At 41.4% G+C, this 9029-nt stretch carries 7 protein-coding genes; all 7 read left to right on the top strand.

The window, feature by feature from the left end; genetic code table 11:
• Positions 1–229: 229 nt before the first annotated feature.
• The 7 genes from EWV84_RS00960 (at position 230) to EWV84_RS00930 (ending at position 8933) form a co-directional block, all read left to right on the top strand.
• Positions 230–1444: a hypothetical protein gene (locus tag EWV84_RS00960; RefSeq protein ID WP_287075806.1), complete on the top strand. Its 1215-nt coding sequence runs from the start codon at positions 230–232 to the stop codon at positions 1442–1444.
• Complete coding sequence (locus tag EWV84_RS00955; protein WP_287075804.1) at positions 1437–2594, top strand: caspase family protein; 1158 nt, start codon at positions 1437–1439, stop codon at positions 2592–2594. Before EWV84_RS00960 ends, EWV84_RS00955 begins: the two co-directional genes overlap by 8 nt.
• A 2-nt stretch (positions 2595–2596) precedes the next feature.
• Positions 2597–4204, top strand: a complete 1608-nt coding sequence (locus EWV84_RS00950) for a VMAP-C domain-containing protein (protein ID WP_287075802.1) — start codon at positions 2597–2599, stop codon at positions 4202–4204.
• A gap of 1 nt (position 4205) precedes the next feature.
• On the top strand, positions 4206–5318 hold the full coding sequence (locus EWV84_RS00945) for an AAA family ATPase (protein WP_287075800.1): 1113 nt from the start codon (positions 4206–4208) through the stop codon (positions 5316–5318).
• Complete coding sequence (locus EWV84_RS00940) at positions 5315–8170, top strand: formylglycine-generating enzyme family protein (RefSeq protein WP_287075798.1); 2856 nt, start codon at positions 5315–5317, stop codon at positions 8168–8170. The genes EWV84_RS00945 and EWV84_RS00940 overlap by 4 nt, the downstream gene beginning before the upstream one ends.
• 63 nt (positions 8171–8233) lie before the next feature.
• Positions 8234–8620 (top strand): diversity-generating retroelement protein Avd, encoded by a 387-nt coding sequence (avd, locus tag EWV84_RS00935; protein ID WP_287075796.1) that lies wholly within the window; start codon positions 8234–8236, stop codon positions 8618–8620.
• Positions 8610–8933, top strand: a complete 324-nt coding sequence (locus EWV84_RS00930) for a hypothetical protein (RefSeq protein WP_287075794.1) — start codon at positions 8610–8612, stop codon at positions 8931–8933. The genes avd and EWV84_RS00930 overlap by 11 nt, the downstream gene beginning before the upstream one ends.
• Positions 8934–9029 lie beyond the last annotated feature (96 nt).

The raw sequence follows: 9029 nt of genomic DNA, 5'->3' as shown, positions 1-9029 counted from the left end.
TAGATCCAATAAACGCTTGGGGAGAGAATACCTCTACTTTTTCAGAAGCAATTCTGTCTAAGCAAGTAATCTCTGTGAACCAAGAATCCCCGTCTCTTTAGAGCGGGGAGTGTCAATTGGGCTGTGCCGAGACTGTGCCGTTGAGCCAACGGGTAAGCGAACTGGAACTACAATTGAAAAAATTGAGGACTTTGATCGAATCTTATTCAAGCACCGAGGAGGGGAATCAGTGAAGAAATGCGATTGCGATCTAGTTTTTATCCACGGTACAGGGGTACGAGAACCAGCCTATAGCAAAGTTTTTAGCATCATTAGCCAAAAATTGAAAGAGCGCAATGAAAATTTGTGTTTTCATAAGTGTTACTGGGGGGGGGCTCTCGGCACGACATTAAATGCGGGAGGACTATCTATTCCAGTGTCGGATCAAAAAAAAGCCTCAGAAACAGATTTAACTGATGAAGAGTATGTTCTGGGTTTATGGGAGTTACTATATCAAGATCCGCTCATGGAACTGCAAATCCTAACCATAAGTTCCGAGGACAAAAGAACTGTTTTTGGGGAAAAGCTAGGCGAGGATTTGGATAATCGGGTTCGAGCCTTAAATCCATCCTCTAATCTCCAAGAAATGCTCGATCAAGCTGGCATTGGCGAGTTTTTTCCTCAATCCCAATCCATTATCGTCAACGAAAGCGATTATCAAAAAGCGATCGAATCCGCCACAGAACCATTAGGAGAATACCGCATAGCGATCGCTCGTGCGCTCGTAGCTCAAAGTTCCCTTTTGGTAAGGGATAACTATGGCGAATTCGCCCTATCAGTCAATGGCGAATTGCGCGACCGTATTGTCGAGCAAATAGCGGCAGAACTAGGGGGCACGGAAAAAGGAATTTTATCTGGCATAAAACAGAGTATTTCTGGCACAATCAGGCGTATTATCAACAATAATCTCCAAAGACGGCGAAGTGGATTTTCAGAACAATACAGCGGTACTTTGGGAGATATTTTGATGTATCAAGCAAGGGGACAAAAGCTTAGAGACTTTGTTTGCGTAACCATTAAACCTCTAAAAAAACCGACTGTATTAATCGCTCATAGCTTGGGCGGCATTATCTGCGTTGATTTGCTGTTACAGCAACAATTACCACAAGTAGTTTTGTTGGTAACAATCGGTTCTCAATCCCCGATTCTCTATGAATTAAATGCTCTAGTGGGTATGGAATATAACCCTAATGCCAACTTACCAGAAACTTTTCCCCACTGGTTAAATATTTACGATCGCAACGATTTTCTCAGTTATGTAGGGGAGAAAATATTCCCCGGAAAGATACAAGATGTCGAAATCGATAGCAAACAACCTTTCCCTGAGTCTCATGGTGCATATTGGAACAATGACAAGGTTTGGGATGCAGTTTGGCAGAAGATGGTGGAGGTAGCTAATGGCTGAACCATCGACAACACAAGCAATTTTAGTGGGAATCGAAAAGTATGCTGATTCTAGGTCCATTCCAGATTTGAATGGCCCGGTCAATGATGTTTATCAGTTCTGTCAATGGTTACGAGATCGCAATGTGCCTCCCGAAAATATTTCGGTTTTTCTGGCGCCACTCGATCGCAATGTCGGAATTGTTGACAAGATTACCAATCTCATCGATAGTAAACCCTTAGAAGCAAACAAAGATATAGTCAATAAAGCTCTGCGTGAAGAAGCGAGAAAGAAAACAGCAACTTTGTTTTTCTTGTTTTGGTCGGGACACGGTTGGATCGCTTCACAAGGCGATCGCCGATTGATTTATGCCGATGCGACAATGGAGTATCTCAAAAATCTAAATTTAACTGTCCAGCTTAATGCTATGCAGACCGATTTATATAAGAATTTGCCTCGACAGCTACTAATTTTTGATGCCTGTGCCAATTCCCAACTATTAAAGATAAATCCACCGGACGATCTTCCTGCTATTGGTAAACATTTGCCAAGTCAAAAACAAATGGCAATGTTTGCGGCTAATCCGGGAGAATATGCGATTAATAAAAGTGATGAGCAAATGGGCATATTTTCACGAGAACTATTGAATGAATTGAACTCATCAAAAGATACAGAGCTTTGGCCACCAGATATGGAAGAGGTTATGCAGAATGTGCAGGAAAAGTTCATTAAGCTTCGAGAGGATGGACAAACCAGGCAAACTCCTTCATATCTTTTATATCAGGACTGGGGAGGCAATAGAAAAGAACGATTTAGCGAAATTGAGCCAGCCACTAAAGCAAGAGAACGAGATAGTGTTCAGCTACCTCGTGATTTGACTATCCAAGAATTAGGACTATTGCGCGATCTTTTTTTACAATGCCAGTCAATTCGAGATTCCCAAAGTCGAAAAGATATTATTTTGAATCTAAGGAAAGAAATAGCCAATAACATAATCATGGAAGGTAATGCAAATACTGTAGTGTTAAGTGCAATTAGAACTTCCCGCAGTTATTCAGGAGGATTGGCAGAGCTATTAGACGTTATTGATATGCTCTACGAAAATAATTCTGTTGCTATGCAAAATTTAAGAAGAACTACAATACAAATATTGCCAGAGGAGTTCAATTAACAATGTTGCTGACTGTTCCGATAAAACCTAACGATCTAGGATTTAATGAGTTAATCGAAGCCTTAGAGAATTGCCCTTCTATCCGAGATACTCAAATGAGAAAAGATGTAATTGATTTTTTCCCTGATATTGGCAAACAAGTAGAAGAACGAAATACTGTTCGTGCTTCAGTATTGAGTATTCTCAAAGCATTCAGCGGATATCCAGATCGATTTGATGAGTTAATCGGGGCGATTGATTATTACGAACAAAATAATGGTTATTTTAAGACTTTAATTCAAGTTGTTAGAGATCTTGCCAGACAACAACAAGAAGCAAGAAATAAATCTAATAAGACGAGTACTCTTTTTGAAGATGTTGAATTAAAAAATAATGATTGCGACGAGACATTTGAAAGTTTGTGGTCAGAACTATACTTAATTCTCAGCACAATAATTGATTGGAAAGATATTTGGAAAGCTTGCTGTAAAATTGAAAATTTTATCAAACATGACGAAATATTTATTAAAAGCTTGTGTTTTACCAAGAATTATGAGTTATTAAAACAAGTATTTCTCGATCGATACGAACCTACATTATTAATAATCAAATTAGCTCAGTCACTAAAAGATGATAATGGACATATAAAATCATGGCTAGATAAAGCTAATCATAAATTGGAAAAAACTGAAAATGAAAATACTTCTTGCTTGCCACCGATCTTATTAATCATAATTGAGAGAGGTGGCGATGGACCGAATCAAGATAAATGGAATGTTCGAGGACAGTTTAAAATTCAGGGTAAACTATCTGAAATCTCATTATCTAAAAATAAAAATGGTATTGATTGTACTAAATTTGAAAATATTCCAACAGCGATAAAATCATACATTGATTATCTTGAAACTGATCCTCAATTTCGGGGTCAAGCAATTGATCAGTTGAGAATAGAAGTATTCATTCCACTTTCCGATTTACATTCTAGTCTAGATAATTGGGCAATGATTTGTGAAGAAGAAGCAACTATATCATTGGTAAGAAATTACCGATTATTTTTACGAAGTAGAGAACGCATACGAAAAAATAGTCGCATTGGATCACTCAAAAAAGGATGGGAAAGAATCCATACTTTTTTGAATGGTGATTGTCGTGAAATATCCAAGAATATTCTAGCTAATGATATAAATAATACTCCAGCCTCTAACATAATTGAGATTCTTGGAGATACTCAAATCTCTAATTGGAAAGAATTAGAGATTTTTATGAAAAATTGCTCAATTCTATGGGGGATTAGATTAAAAGATTCTCTCTCCATCGATAGATTTGAGCGCATGAGGTTTTTTGAGTCTATTTTTGATAGTGGTATTCCCATAGCCGTTTGGAATTGGGATAGTATTCCCTCAGAGGTAGAATTTGAACAGCAATTTACAGAGTGCCTGAATTGGGATAATTTATCTAACCGATGCCGCGGCTTACTTGAAAAAACTTGGGAGCTAAGAAGTGTTGTATGGGGGGCTAGAACTGAAACAGAGCGTAAACAGTATCCAGGTTATTATCTCGGTATGTTGCTGGAAGATCCGGAAATCTTGCCGGAAGAAAATAAATTACAAACAATAGGAGTAAACACATAAAATGGCAGAAGAAACTAAATCGGTTCACTGGCATCCTTTTAATGGTCGGGGGGAACAGCTACCAGCATCTGAAACTCTCAATCTTCCCCCTCCACCTCCTTGGAGAAAATTCAATAGACCTATTCTCCCTAAAGATACCGAACGTCGGTCAGATTTATTGAAACTTGTCGGGAGTGAAAAAAGCGATCGCGATCGCGGTGAAAAATTCCGTTTGTCAGAAATCGCTGACAATGAAACCAAAGAAATCGCTGACAATGAAACCAATTCTCAAAATGCTCAACTTCAGAAAGCGATCGATCTAGTCATCGCCGGGGTAAATGCGGCCTTATGCTTGCGTCGTCCCTTGTTAGTGACAGGTCGTCCCGGTTCGGGAAAAACCTCCCTTGCCTATGCCTTAGCATACCAACTGAGATTGGGTCCGGTTTTAAAATGGTCGATTACGGCTCGAACGACCCTTCAGGATGGTTTGTATCGTTATGATGCGATCGCCCGTTTACAAGAACCAGATTCCGAGGGCAAACAAGATATTGGCTCTTATATCACTTTAGGAGCTTTGGGTACGGCATTTCTTCCTTCAGCTTTACCCAGAGTGCTTTTAATAGACGAGATAGACAAAAGCGACATCAATTTACCCAATGACTTGCTCAATCTGTTTGAAGAAGGCGAATATGAAATTCCCGAATTAAAACGTTGGACAGAGAAAAACCCCAGTCAACCAGTTTCAGTTTTTACTTGGGATAAAAATCTTCATCCCGTCGAGCTAAATAGCGGAATAGTGGGATGCCATGCTTTCCCCATCGTAGTGATGACCAGTAACGGCGAAAGAGATTTTCCTCCAGCCTTCAAAAGACGTTGTATCAGAATCAATATGCCCAATCCGGGCATTAATAACCTGAAATCCATAGTCAAATCTCACATGGGTGATGAATATTTTGATAAGTCTAGCGATCGCATTAGTCAATTAATTACAGATTTTCTGGATAAAGAAAAATTGGCAACGGATCAACTCCTCAACGTTGTATATATGTTGACTGGTGGTGCAGAATCTACTCTCAACCCCGAATCTTTGAAAGAGCTACTGTTTAAGAGCTTGAATGATACCGAGGGATTATGAGCGATGCTTCCGCACTGGCAAAATCAGACCGATTCAAACGGTTACTTAAGACTCTCAATCAGTCAGAGCTAGAAATGACTAGCTACGAATTAGCTGATTTGTGCTGGTTATTGCTCCATTCGCCTCAGATTGTAAAATCTACTGAAAGCAAAGCAGAAATTAACCAAGAGGAGCCAAATAAAAATCAGTCACAAAATAACAATCAGTCACAAAATAACAATCAGTCACAAAATAACAATCAGCCACAAAATAACAATCAGCCACAAAATAAAAAGTCTGGGGGACAGTTATTCCCACGACAGCAAAGCAAAGACTCATCCAGTGGCGGTGGCGGTGGTTCTTTAACTTTTCCAGTTGATAATCCATCAGATCTCGGCAGTTCCTTATCTTTGGCAAAAGCCTTAAAAACATTATTGCGGCGCGTACCTACACGGGATCGCCCGAGTATTTTGGATGAAGTACGAACAGTCGAAAGTTTTGCCGCGACTGACGGAAAAATCTTGGTTCCTGTTTTTAAACCAGCCTTAGAACCTTGGTTAGAACTAGCATTGGTATTTGATCGCAGTTCCTCGATGGATATTTGGCATCAAACGTTAGCAGATCTAAAAACCGTACTACAACATTATGGTATCTTTCGTGATGTGCGGGTCTGGCAATTAGCTTCCAAGGAAAATAATCTAGTTCTCCATGAAGGATTAAACAAGACTAATTCTAGGGTTTATCATCCTAAAGAATTACTCAATCCTAATGGTCGCCGCCTCATTGTAGTAGTTAGTGATTGCGTGGCATCCTATTGGCAAGATGGCAAGATGTTTCCGCTTTTAAAATTGTGGAGTCAATCGAGTCCATTAGCTATATTGCAGATGCTTCCAGAATGGCTTTGGCTGAAAACTGGCTTAGGATTGGGAGCGAAAGTAACTTTAGTTAGTGATGAACCCGGTTTAACTAATAGTCGATTAAAAATTAGAGATGTGCTGCTCTGGGAAAACGTCTTTCGTGAACAGAATCGTTTACAGATTCCTGTTTTTACTTTGGAACCTCTCAGTGTCGCACGATGGAGCGGTGTAGTCGTGGGGCGCGGCGACACCAAAGTAGCAGGATTTGTACTGACTCCCGATACCAAAGAAGAATTAGAACCCGAGGGTAAGCTAAATTTAACTCCAGAAGAAATAGTTAGACGATTTCGCAATAATGCTTCGCTTCTAGCTCAAGAATTAGCAGAATTGTTAGCGGCGGCACCGACAATTTTTCTGCCAGTAGTTCGATTGATCCGTAAGGAAATGTTACCAAAAGCAGGTCAAGTCCAAATCGCAGAAGTATTTTTAGGCGGTATTCTTCGCGTTCGTTTGTTAAGGATTAAGGAAACTGACCCAGATCTGGTACTCTACGATTTTATCAACCCGGAAGTAAGAAAAATTTTACAATGCAGTTCTACTCGCTCTACTACAGTAGATGTATTCGATCGCGTCTCCAAATATATTGCCAAACAATTGAACCTAGAATTGCGAGACTTCCTCGCTGAATTGAAAAAGCCTCCAACAGAAGTAGGTGAAGATATAAAAGACATCATTAGTCCTTTTGCCGAAGTGGCGGCCAGTATTTTAAGGAATTTGGGGGGAAAATATCTGGCGATCGCACAGCAATTAGAGCAAGGTCAGCCAAAAGCGACTCAAACAGCTAGAGAAGAAGACTTTCTCACCCAATTCACCCCAGAAACCACCACAATCGAAGTCGGCAGGCTCACCATCCTCGAAGGTGAAGCCGAAACCGAGTTCATCGCCCTGCGGGAACAGTGCGCCAGCTTGAACCTAGAAGACGGCGACCTCTACCAACTAGCGATCGAATCGGGCATTAAAGAGCTAGAAGCTCAGATACTCTTTATCTATAATAAGCGAGCGGAACAAACAGACTTACCCCAATGGGACGGGGAAACTGTATTTGTCGATCGACAAGGAAATATCATTAAACGTCAACCCGTCACCGCTAAATATTACGAAGAAGAGATTTCCTTTAACAAAAGGAAGGATCAACCCCCCGCGGGGCTAACCGAGATTAGAATGCTCCTCATCCCCGGCGGAACTCTGCTCAAAGACGGTAAGACTATCTATATAAAACCCTTTTTTATGGCACAGACCCCCATCACCCAAGCTCAATGGTGGGCGATCGCCAGCCGTGAAGACTTAAAAATAAAAAATAATCTAGACCTAACCCCATCACGATTTAAAGACGACTATGGGGAAACGAGTCATTGGTTACGGCCTGTAGAAAATGTGAGTTGGTTCGATGCGATCGAATACTGTGGACGACTAGCCAAGCTAACCAAATTCCCCTACGCCCTACCCTCTGAAGCCCAATGGGAATACGCCTGTCACGCCAATACAGAAGCCCCCCTTGTTAAGGGGGGTCAGGGGGGATCATATCCCCCTTTCCACTACGGCGAGACCCTAACTGCAAAACTAGCCAATTACGACTCACAGCAAACCTACGCCGACGAAGCAAAAACGGCAAGCCCCAAGCAAACAACCCCTGTCGGTAACTATCCCCCCAACGCCTTTGGTTTACAGGATATGCACGGTAACGTCTGGGAATGGTGTATGGATCTGTGGGATGCTGAAGAGAGGGGGATATCGCGTAGCGATCGCTTTGCGCTCGACAATAACCCGACTAATCTACTAGATGAATATATAGCTATGGAGTTATTAAACGATAAAAATACGAGGGTACTACGCGGCGGTTCTTGGGTCACCTCTCCGGGGGACTGTCGCAGTGCGCTTCGTATCTGGTCCGACCCCGACCACCGCTTCAACGACAACGACGGTTTTCGAGTTGTCTGCCGCTTCCCCAGGACTTGATTTCCCTTTATTCTTTTCTCTTTTTCCCTTTTCCGGCGATTTTTTGGGGACTAATTAGTACACATGAACCACAACGAAAAAGAATTGTCAGTTATTCAAAAAACCTATGACCTCATCCTCTGGTTAAACCCGATATTGAGTCGTCTTCCCCGCAATTATCGCTTTACCCTAGGGGAAAGGATAGCCAATAATCTCTATCAATTACTAGAAGGATTGATAGAAGCCAAGTATAGTCAAGAGAAAGAGGAAATTTTGCGTTCTCTCAACCCTAAATTGTCGGTTCTCTACTACCAAATACGGTTAATGGTTGACCTTAATATTATGTCCGATAAACGTTACGAAAATCTGAGTCGATATTTAGTCGAAATCGGTAATGAACTAGGGGGCTGGCTAAAATCCCAAACGAAAATCCCACCAGTTAACCTAACCGGAACAAAAAATGGTCGTTAGAATTGGCAATACATGGGAAAAAATTATCGAATTTGAAAACCTCCTAGCGGCCGCTCGGCTCGCGCAGCAAGGTAAACGCTATCGCCCTAATGTCCTCGCCTTTAACGCGGAACGGGAGAAAAATTTAATCAAGTTGCAAGATGAGCTAATCGAACAGACCTATCATCCCGGTCAGTACCGCAGTTTCCGTATAACAGACCCCAAACCACGCCTAATTTCGGCGGCCCCCTATCGAGATCGCATTGTCCACCACGCTCTCTGTCGGATAATTGTACCTGCGATCGAGCGTACTTTTATCTTAAATGTCGGGTGAAGACCCTCAGTTTCACCGACGGGATGAAACCCGACCAATATAGAACAGCGAAGCACCAATAAATCCTTGACAGTTTTGTGCTGGATATGTTAGTAT

Source organism: Microcystis sp. M_QC_C_20170808_M3Col, from assembly GCF_007095505.1.
Taxonomy (GTDB): Bacteria; Cyanobacteriota; Cyanobacteriia; order Cyanobacteriales; family Microcystaceae; genus Microcystis.
The sequence above is the reverse complement of the archived record's forward strand: the minus strand, read 5'-3'. Positions and strand labels throughout refer to the sequence as shown.

Coding starts and splice junctions, on each gene's coding strand:
- EWV84_RS00940 (WP_287075798.1), top strand. CDS start 5,315: ATGAGCGATGCTTCCGCACTGGCAAAATCAGACCGATTCAAACGGTTA.
- EWV84_RS00945 (WP_287075800.1), top strand. CDS start 4,206: ATGGCAGAAGAAACTAAATCGGTTCACTGGCATCCTTTTAATGGTCGG.
- EWV84_RS00950 (WP_287075802.1), top strand. CDS start 2,597: ATGTTGCTGACTGTTCCGATAAAACCTAACGATCTAGGATTTAATGAG.
- EWV84_RS00930 (WP_287075794.1), top strand. CDS start 8,610: ATGGTCGTTAGAATTGGCAATACATGGGAAAAAATTATCGAATTTGAA.
- avd (WP_287075796.1), top strand. CDS start 8,234: ATGAACCACAACGAAAAAGAATTGTCAGTTATTCAAAAAACCTATGAC.
- EWV84_RS00955 (WP_287075804.1), top strand. CDS start 1,437: ATGGCTGAACCATCGACAACACAAGCAATTTTAGTGGGAATCGAAAAG.